Source organism: Pseudomonas sp. LBUM1661 (genome assembly GCF_059695925.1).
Genome location: NZ_CP166794.1, coordinates 3394705 through 3411651, shown reverse-complemented (window position 1 = coordinate 3411651; position 16947 = coordinate 3394705). Strand labels below are relative to the sequence as shown.

At 61.0% G+C, this 16947-nt stretch carries 12 protein-coding genes; 8 read left to right on the top strand and 4 right to left on the bottom strand.

Annotated features, from left to right (window positions below; genetic code table 11):
• Positions 1-58 precede the first annotated feature (58 nt).
• Entirely contained in the window at positions 59-1402 is a 1344-nt protein-coding gene (pssA, locus tag ACA057_RS15555; RefSeq protein ID WP_497340149.1) for a CDP-diacylglycerol--serine O-phosphatidyltransferase, read from the bottom strand.
• A gap of 217 nt (positions 1403-1619) precedes the next feature.
• On the opposite strand from pssA, the gene ACA057_RS15550 reads away from it, so the two are divergent.
• Together ACA057_RS15550 and ACA057_RS15545 are read left to right on the top strand one after the other, a co-directional pair.
• On the top strand, positions 1620-2183 hold the full coding sequence (locus tag ACA057_RS15550) for a TetR/AcrR family transcriptional regulator (protein ID WP_497340147.1): 564 nt from the start codon (positions 1620-1622) through the stop codon (positions 2181-2183).
• Between the two features lie 57 nt (positions 2184-2240).
• Positions 2241-2717: a nuclear transport factor 2 family protein gene (locus ACA057_RS15545; protein ID WP_497340145.1), complete on the top strand. Its 477-nt coding sequence runs from the start codon at positions 2241-2243 to the stop codon at positions 2715-2717.
• A 116-nt stretch (positions 2718-2833) separates the two neighbouring features.
• Here ACA057_RS15545 and sfnG read toward each other — a convergent pair whose 3' ends face one another.
• The gene (sfnG, locus tag ACA057_RS15540) at positions 2834-3928 is read right to left on the bottom strand and encodes a dimethylsulfone monooxygenase SfnG (RefSeq protein ID WP_497340143.1); all 1095 of its coding nucleotides are present in this window, start codon (positions 3926-3928) and stop codon (positions 2834-2836) included.
• Between the two features lie 356 nt (positions 3929-4284).
• On the opposite strand from sfnG, the gene ACA057_RS15535 reads away from it, so the two are divergent.
• Together ACA057_RS15535 and ACA057_RS15530 are read left to right on the top strand one after the other, a co-directional pair.
• Positions 4285-5523, top strand: coding sequence for an acyl-CoA dehydrogenase family protein (locus ACA057_RS15535; protein WP_497349764.1), 1239 nt, complete (start codon positions 4285-4287; stop codon positions 5521-5523).
• 182 nt (positions 5524-5705) lie between these two features.
• On the top strand, positions 5706-6485 hold the full coding sequence (locus tag ACA057_RS15530) for a TSUP family transporter (protein WP_497349762.1): 780 nt from the start codon (positions 5706-5708) through the stop codon (positions 6483-6485).
• Here the strand turns inward: ACA057_RS15530 and nudC are convergent.
• Positions 6453-7283, bottom strand: a complete 831-nt coding sequence (gene nudC / locus ACA057_RS15525) for an NAD(+) diphosphatase (RefSeq protein WP_497349760.1) — start codon at positions 7281-7283, stop codon at positions 6453-6455. The genes ACA057_RS15530 and nudC overlap by 33 nt on opposite strands.
• Positions 7284-7290: 7 nt before the next feature.
• Complete coding sequence (locus ACA057_RS15520) at positions 7291-8103, bottom strand: crotonase/enoyl-CoA hydratase family protein (protein WP_497349758.1); 813 nt, start codon at positions 8101-8103, stop codon at positions 7291-7293.
• Between the two features lie 560 nt (positions 8104-8663).
• Here ACA057_RS15520 and glgA point away from each other — a divergent pair.
• Genes glgA through ACA057_RS15500 form a run of 4 tightly spaced genes read left to right on the top strand, consistent with a single transcriptional unit; the run spans position 8664 to position 16930 of the window.
• Positions 8664-10250, top strand: a complete 1587-nt coding sequence (glgA, locus tag ACA057_RS15515; RefSeq protein WP_497349756.1) for a glycogen synthase GlgA — start codon at positions 8664-8666, stop codon at positions 10248-10250.
• 16 nt (positions 10251-10266) lie between these two features.
• A complete protein-coding gene (gene treZ, locus ACA057_RS15510) occupies positions 10267-12063 on the top strand; it encodes a malto-oligosyltrehalose trehalohydrolase (RefSeq protein WP_497349754.1) in 1797 nt (598 codons plus the stop codon).
• The gene (gene malQ / locus ACA057_RS15505; RefSeq protein ID WP_497349752.1) at positions 12060-14138 is read left to right on the top strand and encodes a 4-alpha-glucanotransferase; all 2079 of its coding nucleotides are present in this window, start codon (positions 12060-12062) and stop codon (positions 14136-14138) included. The genes treZ and malQ overlap by 4 nt, the downstream gene beginning before the upstream one ends.
• A complete protein-coding gene (locus ACA057_RS15500) occupies positions 14135-16930 on the top strand; it encodes a malto-oligosyltrehalose synthase (RefSeq protein ID WP_497349750.1) in 2796 nt (931 codons plus the stop codon). The genes malQ and ACA057_RS15500 overlap by 4 nt, the downstream gene beginning before the upstream one ends.
• Positions 16931-16947: the final 17 nt, after the last annotated feature.

Genomic DNA, 16947 nt, shown 5'->3' with positions numbered 1-16947 from the left:
CGCTCTGCCGCTGATTACCCCTTTGCCTGGTTCTCTCGGGCCCCAACCCCGTATACGTTTACAAAATCCGATAGAGCAACCGTTCAATCCGCACCCGACTGACGCGCCGGAGAAACTTGGCCACCGCCGCCGGATAATCCAGGAGCGTTTCCAGGTCCTGATAGCGCTCGATACGGCTGGTGTGCTGGAAAATCTGAGCCAGTTCGGTCCGGCGCGGTTCCAGCAGTTCGCCTTTGGGGTCATCGAGCAGCAAGGCGTTTTCCAGGTCGAGACGAAAGGCCCGCGGATTGAGGTTGTTGCCGGTCAGCAAGGTGTAGCGCTGATCGATCCACATGCCCTTGAGGTGATAGGTGTTGTCGCCGTCTTTCCACAGGTGCAGGTTCAACTGCCCGCTTTCGATGCTGCGATGATGACGCTTGGCGAAGCGCCGCAAGCTGATCTCATAGAGATACGGCAGCGCCGCGATGACCTTGAACGGCTCGCTGGGTGGAATGTAGAAGTCGTTGGCGGTCTTGTCGCCGACGATGATGTCGATCTTCACGCCTCGCGCCAGCGCCCGGTTGATTTCCCGGGTTACCGCCAGCGGCAGGTTGAAGTACGGGGTGCAGATCGTCAGTTGATGCTGGGCACTGGCGATCAGTTCGCCTATCACCCGGCTCAACGGGTTGTTCTTGCACACGCCGATTAACGGGCTGACCGACAGACCACTCTTGTCCGTGGTGCCCGTCGTGGTGTCGTAGGCCGCGTACTTGAGGCGGCTACGCAGGTCGCCAATGTCGTTGCGCAGGCTGCGGGTGGTTGGCGGGTTCGGCAGGTCGAGGCGATGCACCGCCTTGGAGGTAATCAGGCCGTGCTTGACCAGGTGATGCATCGAATCGGCCAGCGCCTGGTTCTGCAGCACGTGATAACGGTCATAGCGGTACTTGTCGAACTTGTGCAGATAGACGTTGTTGAGGCTTGCGCCGCTGTAGATCACGCAGTCATCGATCACAAAGCCTTTGAGATGCAGCACGCCGAACAGCTCGCGGGTCTGCACCGGGACGCCGTACACCGGCACTTCGCTGGCATGCGTACGGGTCATTTCCTGATACCAGGCCGAGTTGCCCGGCTGCTTGCCGGCGCCGATCAAGCCGCGCTGGGCACGCAACCAGTCAACGATCACCACCACGTCCAGTTCAGGACGTGCCAGTTTGGCCGCGTGCAAGGCATCGAGAATTTCCTGGCCGGCCTCATCCTGTTGCAGATAGAGCGCAACGATGTAGATGCGCTGGGTTGCGCTGGCGATTTTTTCCAGCAGGCAACGGCGAAACTCGGCGGCACCGGACAGGATGGTGACGGCATCGGCGGTCAGCGGAAAACTGCGCAGTTTAGGCAGCAGAGGGCGTTTGAAAAGCGACGGCATAGGGCTCGCAATGGGTCGAATCCGAAGAACCCGAGAGCTTACACCATGGATCGGCTTGGGTCTTGTGGCTGTCCGTTCTGGCCTCTTCGCGGGCAAGCCTCGCTCCTACAGGGGAACGCATTCTTCTGTAGGAGCGAGGCTTGCCCGCGAAGGCAACTTCACAGGCGATAAAAATATCTACTTGACCAAGAAGAACGACCGTTCTACTGTAATCCGCATGAACGAAATCACAAGCAACGACACACGCGACATCATTCTGGATGTCACCGAAAAGTTGATCTACAAAAGTGGCATCGCGGCCACTGGCATGGATCTTCTGGTGAAGACCGCCGGCGTCTCCAGAAAGAGTATCTACCGCTACTTCACCAACAAGGAGGCGCTCACCGTCGCGGCCCTGCAACGCCGCGATGTGCGCTGGATGCACTGGTACAGAAGCGCCGTCGACCAGGCCGAAACCCCGGCCGAGCGGCTGCTCAACCTGTTTACCGTGCTCAAGGCCTGGTTCGCCTCCGAAGGCTTCCGTGGCTGCGCATTCATTAACACCAGCGGCGAAACCGGTGACCCGCAAGACCCGGTTCGCCTGGTGGCCAAAGAACATAAACAGAAGCTGCTCGACTACCTGCGCGAGCTCTGTACCGAATATGGCGCTGAAGACCCGGAGACGCTGGCCAAACAGCTGCTGATCCTGATCGACGGGGCCATCACCGTGGCGCTTGTCATGGGTGATCACAGTGCTGCCGATAATGCGCAATGCATGGCGCGAAAGTTATTGGACCTGTAATAACTTGACCAAGCCCGACAACTTGCTTGAACTATTACTTTAATAGGGAGACTGTACATGTCTAACGCTGAAGTTCGTCCGCCATTGCCGCCCTTTACCCGTGAGTCGGCCATCGAGAAAGTTCGCCTGGCTGAAGACGGCTGGAATTCGCGCGACCCGGAACGGGTGTCGCTGGCCTACACCCTGGACACCCAATGGCGTAACCGCGCGGAATTCGCCTACAACCGCGAAGAAGCCAAAGGCTTCCTCACCCGTAAATGGGCGAAAGAGCTGGACTACCGGTTGATCAAAGAACTCTGGGCGTTCACCGGTAACCGCATCGCCGTGCGTTATGCCTATGAATGGCACGACGATTCGGGTAACTGGTTCCGTTCCTACGGTAATGAGAACTGGGAATTTGACGAGAACGGTTTGATGGCCAACCGGTTTGCCTGCATCAACGATATGCCGATCAAGGAAAGCGAGCGCAAGTTCCACTGGCCGCTGGGTCGTCGCCCGGATGATCATCCGGGCCTGTCCGACCTGGGCCTGTAAACACTGATCCATTGTGGGAGCGAGCCTGCTCGCGATAGCGGTATATCAGTCAACGATGATGTTGCCTGTCACGCCGCCAACGCGGGCAAGCCTGCTCCCACAGGGATTTGTAGCGGTCAGGCGACCGCTGCAGTCTGTTTGAGTTGTGCTTTAGCTTCCAGCTCACGCACCAACGGCAACACCCGCTTGCCGAAGTACTCCACCTCTTCCTGAAAGTGCAGAAACCCCGCCAGCACCAGATCCACGCCCACCGCTTTGAGCGCCACAATCCTTTCGGCGATTTGCTGCGGCGTGCCAATCAGGTTGGTCTTGAAGCCGTCGTTGTACTGCACCAGATCCTCGAACGTCGACTTCGCCCAATTGCCCTCGCCTTCAGGCGACGCCCTGCCCGCCTGCTTCGCCGCATCGCCAAAGGCATTGACCGCTTCCGGATCGGCCTGATCGATGATCTGCGCCAGCACCGCGCGGGCTTCTTCTTCGGTGTCGCGAGCAATGACAAACGCATTCACGCCGACCTTCACCGAATGATTGTTCAACGCCGCCTTGGCGCGGATGTCATCGACCTGGGCCTTGATGCCTTCCGGGGTGTTGCCATTGGTGAAGTACCAGTCCGAGACCCGTGAGGCCATGTCCCGGGCCGCGCGGGAACTGCCGCCCTGGAAGATTTCCGGCTGGCCCAGCGGTTTCGGTTTGAGGCTGTAGTTGTCGAAGCGGTAGAAGTCACCGCGAAAGGTGAAGTTGTCCAGGGACCAGATGCCCTTCAATGAACGAATGAATTCTTCGGAGCGGCGATAGCGCTCGTCGTGCTCAAGCCAGTGTTCGCCGATGGCCTGGAACTCACCCTTGAACCAGCCGCTGACGATATTCACGGCCACCCGGCCGTTAGTCAGTTGATCGATGGTCGCCAATTGCTTGGCCGCCAACGCCGGTTGCCACGGGCCCGGCAGAATCGCGGCGATCACTTTCAATGTGGTGGTCGCGGCCAGTAGCGCATGGCTGAAGGCGACCGATTCATGCTGGTATTCGGCACCGTAACCGGCGGTGAAGCGGATCTGCGTCAGGGCGTATTCAAAGCCCGCCGCTTCGGCCAGTTGCGCCAGTTTGCGGTTGTAGTCGATGCCCCAGTGGGTGCGTTGCTCGATCTTGCTGACCACCAGCCCGCCGCTGACGTTCGGTACCCAGTAGGCAAATTTGACGGCTTGCTGACTCATAGGCGTGTCCTCTGGACGTATGGGAAGTCTTGGGACAAGAGCAGCAACCGTGCCACCGCTGAAACGGACGTGTGACACGAGAGTCGTAAACTGGGCAAGAACCCTGTGGGAGCGAGCCTGCTCGCGAAAGCGGAGTATCAGCCAGCAAAAATGTTGAATGTCCAACCGCATTCGCGAGCAGGCTCGCTCCCACACTGATCTGGGTGTGTCCGGGGCAATTTGCTGCTGCGCTGTTGTCGCAGCAACACTTGAAACCCTTCGAGGATCGCCATCCCCGCGTAAACCCTGAGCCCCCACTCCCGGCATGGACTGTGCAATCGCCCTTGGCACTCACTGCTGATCCAAGGAACTGTCCCATGACCGAACACCAGGTAATCAACCCGCTGTCCATTGGTACTGACTACGAGGCATTGGCCGGCAGGTTCCGGCCGATTTTCCAGCGCATCGCCGCCGGTGCGGTTGAACGCGAGCAAACCCGCAGCTTGCCGTTCGAGCCGATCCGGTGGCTCAAGGAGGCGGGGTTTGGCGCCGTGCGGGTGCCGCTTGAATACGGTGGCGGCGGTGCCTCGCTGCCTCAATTGTTTGAATTGCTGATCGAGCTGGCCGAAGCCGATTCCAACGTGCCTCAAGCCTTGCGCGGGCACTTCGCCTTCGCCGAGGATCGCTTGAACTCGCCACCGGGGCCGGCTCGGGATCTGTGGTTCAAACGCTTCGTCGACGGTGACCTCGTCGGCAACGCCTGGACCGAGATTGGCAGCGTGGCGATTGGCGATGTCATCACCAAGGTCTCGCCGCACGGTAATCAGTGGCGGCTCAACGGTGAGAAGTTCTACAGCACCGGCAGCCTGTTTTCCGACTGGATCGACGTCTATGCCCAACGCAGCGATACCGGTGGCGATGTGATTGCCGCCGTCCGCACTCGCCAGCCCGGGATCGTGCAAAGCGACGACTGGGACGGTTTCGGCCAGCGCACCACCGGCAGCGGCACTTCGCGGTTTACCGATGCCGAGGTGGAGGCCGAGAACGTCATCGACTTCGCGACCCGCTTCAAGTACCAGACGGCGTTTTATCAATTGGTGTTGCTGGCGACCCTGGCCGGGATCGGCCGTGCGGCATTGAGCGATGTGGCGCATCAGGTGCGTGAACGCAAACGCATCTACAGCCATGGCAATGCACAGCATGTCCGCCAGGACGCGCAAGTGCAGCAAGTGGTCGGCGACATTGCCGCGTTGGTGTATGCGGCCGAGGCCAGCGCATTGAAAGCCGCACAACCGGCGCAACGGGCGTATCTGGCACGGTTTTCGGGGGATGAAGAACTGGAGCGCGCGGCCAACGTCGCGGCGGAAATTGAATCGGCGAAGGCTCAGGTGGTGGTGTCGGAATTGATCCAGCGGGCGACGACCGAGTTGTTCAATGCGCTGGGGGCGTCGGACATTCGCGAAGGCAAGTCGCTGGATCGGCATTGGCGTAATGCGCGAACGGTGTCTTCGCATAATCCGCTGATCTACAAAGCGCGGATTGTCGGTGACTGGGTGATCAACGGGACTGAGCCGCCGTTTGTATGGCAGATCGGCAATGGGCCTGACCGAAAGTGATTTAGCGCCTGCAAGTCAGTCTTCGCGGGCAAGCCTCGCTCCTACAGAAGCAGCGCATAACCTGTAGGAGCGAGGCTTGCCCGCGAAGGCGTCAGACCAGTCGCCGCAGATGTTGGATATAGGTAAGATATCGGCCCTTCCCCGCAGCCCTTTCCTGCACCCCGCCGAAATAAGCCGATTCCATGCCTTTCGAACTCAGCGTTGACCTCACCACCCTGGCCATTCTGGCCTTTGTCGCTTTCATTGCCGGTTTCATCGACGCCATCGCCGGCGGTGGCGGTCTGTTGACCACACCGGCGCTGTTGACCGCCGGCCTGCCACCGCACCTGGTGTTGGGCACCAACAAACTCAGTTCGACCTTCGGTTCGGCCACAGCCAGTTTTACCTTCTACCGGCGCAAGTTGTTCCACCCCAGACAATGGGTACACGCCATCGTCGGCACGCTGGTCGGTGCACTCACCGGTGCCGTGGTTGCGCATTACCTGCCGGCGGAATGGTTGAACAAGATGCTCCCGGTGATCGTTTTCGCCTGCGGCGTCTACCTGTTGTTTGGTGGCACGCCGAAAGCGCCGCTGGACAGCGACGCACCGATCAAGAAAAAGTGGCAATCGACCCAAGGCTTCAGCCTCGGTTTTTATGACGGCGTGGCCGGCCCCGGCACGGGCGCGTTCTGGACCGTCAGCAGCCTGCTGATGTACCCCATCGACCTGGTCAAGGCCAGCGGCGTGGCGCGCAGCATGAACTTCGTCAGCAACATTGCGGCGCTGTCGGTGTTCGTGTTTTCCGGGCAAGTGGACTGGATCATCGGCCTGAGCATGGGCCTGTCGGTGATGGTCGGCGCCTTCTTCGGCGCGCGCACCGCCATCAGTGGCGGTGCGAAATTCATTCGTCCGGTGTTCATCACCGTGGTGCTGGGCTTGACCGTGCGGTTAGCCTGGCAGCACTGGTTCAGCGTGGCCTAAGCGCCGCGCCACGTAGACGTCGATCAGGTAACGGGCAATCGATTTTGACGCTGGCAACGGCGGCAGATCGTGCACGTTGAACCACTGGGCGTCTTCGATCTCGTCTTCCTGACAGACGATCTCGCCACCGGCGTATTCGGCATGAAAACCGAGCATCATCGAGTGCGGGAACGGCCAGCACTGGCTGCCCAGGTACTGGATGTTCTTGACCTCGATCTGCACTTCTTCGCGGACCTCGCGAATCAGGCATTGCTCAGCCGACTCGCCCGGCTCGGCGAACCCCGCCAGCGTGCTGTAGACCCCAGTGACAAAACGCGGTGAACGCGCCAGCAAAACTTCGTCGCCTCGGGTGATCAGCACGATCATGCTCGGCGAGATGCGCGGGTAATAACGCAACTCGCACGGCTCGCAGTACATCGCCCGCTCACGCGGTACCTGGTGGGTCGCTTGCCCGCAATTGCCGCAAAAGCGGTGCTCGCGCGCCCAGGTGCCGATCTGCGCGGCATACCCCAGCACTTTGTAAACCGTGTGATCGGCTTCAAGCATGAATGCGCGCAAGCCTTTCCAGTTGCAGCCCGGCACGTCGCTGTGGTTGCGCAGTTCCAGCAGGTACACCGGTTCGCCATCCAGATGACCGATGCCATGTTCGGAAATGACCGACAGGTCCTGGCGCTTGAGCCATTCGCGCGGAAACAGCGCGCCATTGTCATCGAACAGAAAACCCTCGGGGCTGCGCGCCACGGCCCAGCCGCCGGGTTGGTCGGTATCCAGTACTGCAGTGGTCCAGCGTGAAGTCATGTTTAATTCAATCCAGAAATTCGGGTTTCTGTTTGCTCATATGGGCGGCCATGGCCACGCGCAAATCGGTGGATTGCAGCATGGCGGCGTTCCAGGTGGCGACGTATTCGAGGCCGTCGTCGATGCGATGGTCGCGCATATAGCTGATCATCTCTTTGGTGCCGGTGACGGCAATCGGCGACTTGCTGGCGATTTCGCGGGCAATACCCATGACGCCGTCGAGCAGGCTGGTGGTGTCGCTGTAGACGCGATTGACCAGGCCCATGCCACGCGCTTCTTCGGCGCCGAAGGTGCGACCAGTGTAAGCCAGTTCACGCAGCATGCCGTCACCGATGATCCGCGGCAAGCGTTGCAAGGTGCCGACGTCGGCCGCCATGCCGATATCGATTTCCTTGATCGAAAATTGCGCGTCTTCGGCGGCATAGCGCATGTCGCACGCCGAGATCAAATCAATGGCGCCACCCAGGCAATAACCCTGAATCGCCGCCAGCACCGGCTTGCGGCAGTTGTCGACTGCATTGAAAGACGCCTGCAGGGCGAGGATCTTGCGACGCAGCAGGCGCGCGTTGCGCCCCACGTCCTTGCCCAGTTCATTGGCCACGCCGGCCAGCATCATCAGGTCGATGCCGGAAGAAAAATGTTTGCCCGCACCACTGAGGACCACCACCCGGACTTCGTCGGTGTCATCCACCCACTGGAAAATCTCGATGATTTCGTTCCAGAACGCGGCGTTCATGGCGTTGATCTTTTCTGGGCGATTGATCTGCACATGGGCGATTTTGTCGACGAGTTCGACGGTGAACGCGGTGTACTGAGGCATGGTAGTGATCCTTTACCGGGCAAAAATGAGGCCCGAACTATAACAAGGCAGCATGGCCAGCCGTAAGGCAGCGGTTCGGCCAAAAGCGGGACTTACCAATCGCGCACCACAACAGTGCGCGAGTGTTACGGTGCTTCGCACATTTATATGACGGCCTCACTACTTTTTGAGGCAAAAAGCCCAAAAAACCTGCACTTCGTCGGTGCGTTTCGCCCTCCAATCGGTACGTCCGTACCGCTATAAACCGATTGTCGAACAATTTTGCCATTTGGCCTTCCCCGCTCTAACTTCTGGCCTAGACTGATTTTCGCGAGTTGAAACCAGTCGGTCACAAAGTGGAAAAATAGTCTGAACGTTTGCCAGTCGTGAAGGGTCACCTAAAAGGAAGGTACGTTGCGACTGGTGCAATCCTTGCAATGGCTACTCCACCCCTACTGCTTCAGCGCATTGGGCAGCGCTTGCTCACCGATGCGTAGCGCGTTTGCGCCCGGCCACAGGAATTGGCCACGGAACACCGTTTGCCAGACCTAAGAATTAGATCAACAACACGGGAGATTCATATGATCAGTACGGCTTTAGATATTCAGGGAGAACGTGCTCATCAGCAGGTCGGCGAATCGAGCGCCGTGAGTGCTCCAAGTGCCCAATCGATTAGCGTCCCCAGCACCAAGACGCTGGCACCGGTCAAGAGTCAGAATCCTAACCGCAAGAAAGTATTGTTCGTGACCTCGGAAATCGCCGATCTGGTGAAGACCGGTGGTTTGGGCGACGTCTCGGCAGCGTTGCCACGGGCGATGGCGCATCTGCACGATGTGCGCGTGTTGATTCCCGGTTACCCGCAGGTGCTGCACAGCGAAAACCCGATTCATATCATTGGTGAACTCGGCGGTCATGCAGCGTTGCCGCCCTGCAAGATCGGGCGCATGGACATGCCCGACGGTCTGGTCATTTACGTGTTGATCTGCCCCGAACTCTACGAACGCGAAGGTTCGCCCTACGGCGCCAACAACGGTCGCGACTGGCCGGACAACCACATTCGTTTCGCCCGCCTGGGCCTGGCGGCTGCCGATATTGCCGCCAACCTCGCGCAAATCCACTGGTGCCCGGATCTGGTGCACGCCCACGACTGGCCTGCCGGTCTGGCACCCGCCTATATGCACTGGCGTGGTCAGCGCACCGCGACGCTGTTCACCATCCATAACCTGGCCTACCAAGGCGTCACCAGCCTGGGCTCTTGCCCGGAGCTGGGTATCCCGATGCACGCCCTGCAACAGGAAGGCATGGAGTTCTACGGCAAGATGTCGTTCCTCAAGGCCGGCATGGCCTATTCGAGCCACATCACCACGGTCAGCGCGACCTACGCCCAGGAAATCACCACCCCGGCCTTCGGCTGCGGCCTCGACGGTTTTCTCGCCGCCAAGACCCAGCAAGGCCTGCTCAGTGGTATTCCCAATGGCATCGATGAAAGCTGGGACGCGGCCACCGATCCGCACCTGTTCTGCCCGTTCAGCATCGGCGACTGGGAAGGCAAAGCGGTCAACGCTGCCCACGTGCGCGCCCTGTTCGGCCTGGACGATTCCGAAGGGCCGCTGTTCGCTGTCGTTTCACGCCTGGTCTATCAGAAGGGCCTGGACCTGACCGAAGCCGTTTCCGAATACATCGTCAAGTCGGGCGGTCAGATTGCGATCATCGGTCGTGGCGAGCCGGAAGAAGAACAAGCCATGCGTGAGCTGGCCCTGCGCTTCCCTGGCCAGATCGGCGTGCGCATCGGCTTCAACGAAACCGACGCCCGGCGCATGTTTGCCGGCAGCGATTTCCTGCTGATGCCTTCGCGTTACGAACCTTGCGGCCTGAGCCAGATGTATGCCCAGCGTTTCGGTTCATTGCCGGTGGCGCGCAATACTGGCGGCCTGGCCGACACCATTGAAAACGGCGTGACCGGTTTCCTGTTCGACGAATCCACGGCAGAAAGTTATCAAGAAGCCCTGAGCCGCGCGTTCAAGGTATTCGCCTACCCCGACCTGCTCAATGCCATGCGCTGCCGCGCCATGGCGGCACCGTTCAACTGGTGCAAGGCGGTCGAACCCTACGCCGAACTCTACGAGCAACTAGTGACTAAAGCCCTGGGTAAATCGGGCCATAAATAACAAGAGGTTTTCATCGATGCCGTTACGGACCCTTGAGACCTGGCCCCACGGCGCAATCATGCTGGACGCAGAGCACACGCGTTTTGCTTTGTGGGCGCCAGATGCGTTTTTCGTCAGTGTCGAACTGGACAATGGACAATCCTTGCCACTGCTGCCTCAGGCTGATGGCTGGTTCGTGATCAACACCCGCTGCCCCGCAGGCACGCGTTACCGCTACAACATCGACGGCGAGCTGGAGGTGCCCGACCCGGCCTCCCGCGCGCAGGCCGGTGATCTCGATCAGCACAGCGTAGTGGTCGATCCCCTCGCCTACCCGTGGCAACACAACACCTGGCTGGGTCGGCCATGGAACGAGGCGGTGATCTACGAATTGCATGTCGGTGTGCTCGGTGGCTTCAGTGCCGTCGAACAGCACTTGGCACGCCTCGTCGAGCTGGGCATCACCGCGATCGAACTGATGCCGCTGGCGCAGTTTCCCGGCGATCGCAATTGGGGTTACGACGGGGTGCTGCCTTACGCGCCCCAAGCCTCCTACGGGACGCCCGAGCAACTCAAGCACCTGATCGACACCGCCCACGGCCATGGCCTGGCGGTGATTCTCGACGTGGTCTACAACCATTTCGGCCCGGACGGCAATTACCTGCATCGCTACGCCAAGGGTTTCTTCCGCGAAGACAAGCACACCCCGTGGGGTGCGGCCATCGACTTCCGCCGGCGCGAGGTGCGCGACTTCTTTATCGAAAACGCGCTGATGTGGTTGCTGGAGTACCGCTTCGACGGCTTGCGCCTGGACGCGGTGCACGCGATCGAATCCCCGGACTTTCTTCAGGAACTGGCACAACGGGTGCGCCAGCAGACCGACCCGGCGCGGCATGTGTGGCTCAACGTCGAGAACGAGCACAACCAGGCCAGCCTGCTGGAAGAAGGTTTCGACGCGCAGTGGAACGACGACGGCCATAACGCCTTGCACGTGTTGTTGACCGGCGAGACCGACGCCTATTACGCCGACTATGCCGACAACCCCACCGAACAACTGGCTCGCTGCCTGAGCCAGGGTTTCGTGTTTCAAGGCCACATCAACCGCCATGGCGAAGCCCGTGGCGAGCCCAGCGGCCACCTGCCGCCCAGCGCCTTCGTGCTGTTTCTGCAAAACCATGATCAGATCGGCAATCGTGCGTTTGGCGAGCGCTTGCATCAACTGGCCAACCCCGCCGCGTTAAACGCCGCGACCGCGCTGTTGCTGCTGTCGCCGATGATTCCGCTGATGTTCATGGGCGACGAGTTTTCCGCCGAAGAACCCTTCCTGTTCTTCACCAGTCACCACGGTGAATTGGCGGAACTGGTGCGCGAAGGACGGCGAAACGAGTTTGCAGCGTTCAGCGCGTTTGCTGATCCGCACAAGCGTGAACAGATTCCCGATCCGAATGCGCCACAAACCTTTGAAGCGTCGCGGCCCAAGCTGACCGCCACCCGGCAATCGGCGATGCAAGGCCTGTATCACCAACTGCTGAAAATCCGTCATCGGCAGATTATTCCGCGCTTGCCCGGTGCGCAGGCCTTGGGCGCCGACGTGCTGGCCGAGGGCGCAGTGTCGGCGCGCTGGTTGCTGGGCGATGGCAGTCAACTGCGCATTGACCTGAACCTCAGCGACACGCCTGTGGTCCACTCCCCACAGGCCGACGCGTTGCTGTTGTTCGAAACTCCGTCACAGTCAGCTGGCCTGTTGGAACAGGGCACGCTTGCCCCGTATTGCGCGCTAGTCAGCCTCAAGGCCGCAGCCCCTTTGCTACCCCCGGATGGAGAGCGCCAATGAGCGATGCGCAACTGGAAACACTGGCTACCCGAGCAGGCCTGGCCGTCGACTGGATCGACGCCAATGGCCGCCCACAGAAAGTCGCTCCATCGGTATTACGCGCCGTGCTGACCGGCCTCGGCCACCCGGCCGGCAGCGCCCAGGAAATCGATGCCAGCCTGCAAGAGCTGCAACAGGTGCAAGAGACCCGGCACCTGCCGCCGCTGCTGACCGCGGACTTCGGTGTCGGTCTCAAACTGGCGCATTTTTTTGAGCCCGAAACGCCCTGCGAAATCCACCTCGAAGATGGCTCGCGGCTCAACCTGAAACTGGACGCCCAAGCGACGCTTCCCGGGTTGATCCCGGTCGGTTATCAGCACGTCAGCATCGACGGCCAGGAATTCACGCTGGCCGTCGCCCCTACTCGCTGCTACAGCGTTGGCGACGCCGTCGACAGCCCGATCCCGCGGACCTGGGGCCTGAGCGTGCAGTTGTACTCGCTGCGCCGTTCCGGCGATGGCGGTTTCGGCGATACCCAGGCGCTTGAAGACCTGGCCCGGGTGGCCGGTGAACGCGGCGCTGAAGCATTGGCGATCAGTCCGCTGCATGCCATGTTTGCCAGCGACACCCACCGGTACAGCCCTTATTCACCGTCCAGCCGTTTGTTCCTCAACAGCCTTTACGCCGCGCCGGGCGCCATTCTTGGCGAACGCGCGATGCGCACGGCGATTGATGCGACCGGCCTGGCCGTGGAGCTGAAACGCCTCGAAGAGCTGCCATTGATTGACTGGCCGGTCGCCGCCGAGGCCAAACACCGTCTGTTGCAGGCGTTGTACGAAGGCTTCGTTCAGGGTGAGCATCCGTTGCATGCCGACTTCAGCAGCTACCGCCACACCGCTGGCGAGGCCCTGGAAAATCATTGCCGCTTCGAAGCCATTCAGGAAGTCCGCGCCGCCAAAGGTGAAAGCCTCGACTGGCGCGAATGGCCCGAGCAATGGCGCGACCCGCGCAGCGCCGCGTTGGCCGAGTTCGCCGAAGAAAACGCCGGACGCATTGGCTTTTTCGCCTTCTGCCAATGGCTGATCACCCGCTGCCTGGAACGCGCGCAAACCGCCGCCCGCAGCAGCGGCATGCGCATTGGGCTGATCGCCGACCTGGCGGTGGGCGCCGACGGCGGCGGCAGCCAGGCCTGGAGTCGCCAGGACGAATTGCTCGCCTCGCTGACCGTGGGCGCCCCGCCGGACATCCTCAACCGCACCGGTCAGGGCTGGGGCATTTCCGCGTTCTCTCCGGAAGGCCTGGTGCGCCACGGTTTCCGCGCCTTCATTGAAATGCTCCGGGCCAATTTCGCCCACGCCGGTGGCCTGCGCATCGACCATGTCATGGGCCTGCAACGGCTGTGGGTGATCCCCAACGGCGCATCACCGGCCGACGGCGCCTACCTTTATTACCCGGTGGACGACCTGCTGCGCTTGCTGACCCTCGAATCCCATCGCCATCAGGCCATCGTCCTCGGCGAAGACCTGGGCACCGTGGCCGACGGCCTGCGGGAAAAACTCATCGCCCGCTCGATCCTCGGCATGCGCGTCTTGCTGTTCGAACAGGACAACGCACACTTCAAGCCGATTCTCGACTGGCCGGACAACGCCCTGGCGACCACCAGCACCCACGACTTGCCCACCCTCAATGGCTGGTGGCATGGCCACGATATCGACTGGAATTCGCGACTCGGCCTGGTCGACGCCACCGGCGAAATCGAATGGCGGCATCATCGTGAGCGGGAACGCGAAGGCCTGCGCCGGGTATTAACCGAAGACCCGCAAAACTTCCGCGAAGAGTCCCATGAAACCGATCAGGTGCTCGACGCCGCAATCCGTTTCCTCGGTCATACCCGCGCGCCACTGGTGTTGCTGCCGCTGGAAGATGCCTTGGGCATCGAACAGCAGGCCAACCTGCCCGGCACCACCGACACGCATCCCAACTGGTCGCGACGCTTGAACGGCAACAGCGCAGCCTTGCTCGATGACCCGGACGCCGCCCGGCGCCTGGAGCTGCTGGCCTGTGCGCGACTCCAGGCGGCCGAGCGTGACCAATGAATCAGGCGCTCATCCAACCGCTGCGGGCGACCCTGCGGCTGCAGTTTCATAAAGACTTCACGCTGGACGACGCGGTGCCGCTGGTGCCGTATTTCGCCAGCCTCGGCATCAGCCATGTCTACGCCTCGCCACTGCTGAGCGCCCGCGCCGGTTCGATGCACGGCTACGACGTAGTGGACCCGACCACGGTTAACCCGGAACTGGGCGGCGAAGCGGCGTTGCGCCGTTTGGTCAGTACCTTGCGCGAGCAAAAAATGGGGCTGATCCTCGACATCGTTTCCAACCACATGGCGGTGGGCGGTGGCGATAATCCATGGTGGCTGGACCTGCTGGAGTGGGGCCGCCTGAGTCCATACGGCGAGTTCTTCGACATCCAATGGCATTCGCCCGATCCATTGATGGAAGGTCAGTTGCTGTTGCCCTTTCTCGGCAGCGACTACGGCGTCGCCCTGCAAGACGGCACCCTGCCCTTGCGTTTCGATGCCGGGCGTGGCGCCTTTTATGTCGAGCACTATGACCATCATTTCCCGATCTGCCCGAGCAGCTACGGCGAACTGCTCAAGCCTGACGAGGAACTGAATGAGCAACAGGCCGAGCAGCTCAAGTTCCTGGCCGACCGTTTCAGTGCGTTGAGCTATCAGACCGACGCTCACAGCCTGGCCAAGCCGCTGCAAGCGGAGCTGCGTGAACGGGCGGCTGATCCGGCGACGCTTCAAGCCATCCAGCGCAACCTGCAAGCGTACGACTCGCTCACTGCGGAAGGCTTTCAGCGCCTGCACAACTTGCTGGAGCGCCAGAGCTATCGCCTGGCGAGCTGGCGCACCGCAGCGGACGACATCAATTGGCGGCGTTTTTTCGACGTTAACGAACTCGGCGGCCTGCGGGTCGAACGCCCGGCGGTGTTCGAAGCCACCCACGCAAAAATCTTCGAGCTGGTGGCAGAAGGTTTGGTCGACGGTCTGCGTATCGACCACATCGACGGTCTCGCCGACCCTCGGGGTTATTGCCGCAAACTGCGGCGTCGGGTCGATAGCCTGTCACCGGATCGGCACTTGCCAATCTACGTCGAGAAAATCCTCGGCGAAGGCGAAACCCTGCACCGCGACTGGTCGGTGGACGGCACCACCGGTTACGAATTCATGAATCAATTGTCGCTGCTGCAACACGCTCCCGAAGGTGCGCAGGTCTTGGGCGAACTCTGGAGTCGCTACAGCGAACGGCCTGCCGATTTCCGTCAGGAAGCCCAACTGGCGCGCCAGCAGATTCTCAACGGCTCGCTCGCCGGGGATTTCGAAAGCGTCGCCCAGGCCCTTTTGCAAGTGGCTCGTGACGACCTGATGACCCGCGACCTGACCCTCGGCGCGATTCGTCGGGCGTTGCAGGAACTGATCGTGCATTTCCCGGTGTACCGCACCTACATCAGCCCCCGTGGCCGCTCTGCCGAAGACGATGTGTTTTTCCAGCAAGCCATGGACGGCGCGCGGCAGACGCTCAGCGAGGCCGATTGGCCGGTGCTCGATTGCCTGGCCGGCTGGCTCGGTGGTGAACCGTGGCGCAAACGCCCGGTGGGTCGCCCGCGCAAGATGCTCAAGCATGCCTGCGTGCGCTTTCAGCAACTGACCTCGCCGGCAGCGGCCAAAGCCGTGGAAGACACCGCGTTCTATCGCTCGGCGGTGTTGCTGTCACGCAATGATGTCGGCTTTAGCACCGAGCAGTTCAGCGCGCCCGTGGCCGACTTCCATGCCGCGTGCCGCAATCGCCTCGAACAGTTCCCGGACAACTTGCTGGCCACCGCCACCCACGATCACAAACGCGGCGAAGACACCCGCGCGCGCCTGGCGGTATTGAGCGAGCGCGCCGCCTGGTTCGCCGAGCAGGTGCCGCTCTGGCGGACCCTCGCCCGGCCGCTGCGCAGCGACGACCAGATGCCCACGGCGGGCGATGAGTTGATTCTGTATCAAGCGCTGCTCGGCAGCTGGCCGCTCGACTTGCGCGGTGACGATCCAGCGGCGCTCGAGGACTACACTCAACGGGTGTGGCAGTGGCAACAAAAAGCCTTGCGCGAAGCCAAGTTGCAAAGCAGCTGGAGCGCGCCCAACGACGCTTACGAACAAGCGGCCCAGCGCTTCCTGCAACAGCTGTTGCTGAGCCCGGAAGGTGAACTGTTGCGCAGCGCCCTCGGCAAGGTCGCCAGGACCATCGCCATCCCCGGCGCGCTCAACGGTTTGGCGCAAACTTTGCTGCGAATGACGGTGCCGGGCGTGCCGGATCTTTATCAGGGCAACGACTACTGGGACTTTACGCTGGTCGATCCGGACAACCGCCGGCCAGTGGATTACGCCAATCGCCAGCAGGCCATGCAGCGGCCTTTGGACCTGCCTGATCTGTTGGCGAACTGGCGTGACGGGCGTATCAAGCAAACCCTGATTGCGCACACGTTGAACCTGCGTGCCGAGCATGCCGAACTGTTTCGGCGCGGCACGTACCAGGCGCTTGAAGTGGTCGGCAGCCAGGCACATTGCGTGCTCGGGTTTGTTCGCGAACATGAGGGAAAACGGGCCATCGTGATCGTACCGATACGTTGCGCACAGCTGCTGGAAAACAGTGCCGAGCCCAAGATCGGCGCGCTGCAGTGGGGCGATACACGCATCAAAATACCGTTCGCCGCCCCTGACGAAAATCTGAAGGGACTTTTTTCCAGCGTCGCAGTCACACATCACAAGGAACTGATGATCAGTGCCGCGCTGGGGGATTTCCCGGTCAATCTCTTTATCCAAACGACTAACACTTGAGTTCAGTTCAGGAGCAT